Below are 965 nucleotides of genomic sequence, written 5' to 3'. Positions count from 1 at the left end.
TAACGGCGTCTTATCAGTAAAAGCAGGTCAACTCAATCCAAATGTAAGACTGACTTGCGTTGATGAAAGCATCATGGCACTTGAATCTGCCAAGCAGAACTTATTGGATAACTTGGGCGAAGGTCGCGACATTCAGTGCGTGGCCAATAACTGTTTGGATGGATTCAAACCTGACAGTTGCGATTTAATCATGTGTAACCCACCGTTCCATCAGCAACAAGCCATTACCGATCATATCGCATGGCAAATGTTCTGTGATGCAAAACAAATTTTGAACCAAAATGGCAAGTTACTCGTCATAGGAAACCGTCACCTCGGCTACGATGCCAAGTTGAAACGTCTGTTTGGCGATAAGAATGTGAAACTCATCGCTTCTAACAATAAGTTCGTGATTTTACAGGCAACAAAAAATCCTGCTAAATTAAGCGCAAAACAATAGAGCTCTCCGAGCAAAATGTTTACAAGGAACAATAAAATGAAAAAACTGTTACTCGCGGCTTCGGTTGCATTGCTTGCTGCATGTTCAGCGCCACAACAACCGCAACTGAACCTAATGCCTGAAAGCACCTTGAGCACCAATCCTATTGTACAAGGCAAAACATACAGCTTGACCAGCAAAGACGTGCGCGCAGCGCAGTACGTAGCTTTGGTTGATAATGGTCATTCAAACATTCTACCGCTTCATGCGAAACAAAACTTACGCATTGCATTAGAAGAAGCTTTAGAGAAACAGTTCTCATCTCAAGGTTTCCACTCTGATTTAAACAGCAACAACGCAATTGAACTGAATGTTCAAGAAGCGCTAGTGAACGTCAAACATTCCGTGATGGAAAACCAAATGGATGCCAAAGTGATACTGGAGATCACAGCAGAAACACCACAAGGCAAATTGGTGAAAACCTACACAGGTACTGCAAAACGCTCTGGCACTTTAAGCGCTTCAGATTCTGATATTGAAGAAACAC

Annotated in this window: 2 protein-coding genes; both read left to right on the top strand. The window is 42.6% G+C overall.

The window, feature by feature from the left end; all coding sequences use genetic code 11:
• Positions 1-439 (top strand): class I SAM-dependent methyltransferase (locus tag R7Q46_RS25470; protein ID WP_318077979.1); only part of this gene is annotated, 439 nt, incomplete at its 5' end.
• A 36-nt stretch (positions 440-475) separates the two neighbouring features.
• The coding region (locus R7Q46_RS25465) for a YajG family lipoprotein (protein ID WP_318077978.1) at positions 476-965 on the top strand (490 nt) is incomplete at its 3' end.

This window comes from Vibrio sp. 811 (assembly GCF_033339195.1).
This window is presented reverse-complemented; position numbering and strand designations above follow the sequence as displayed.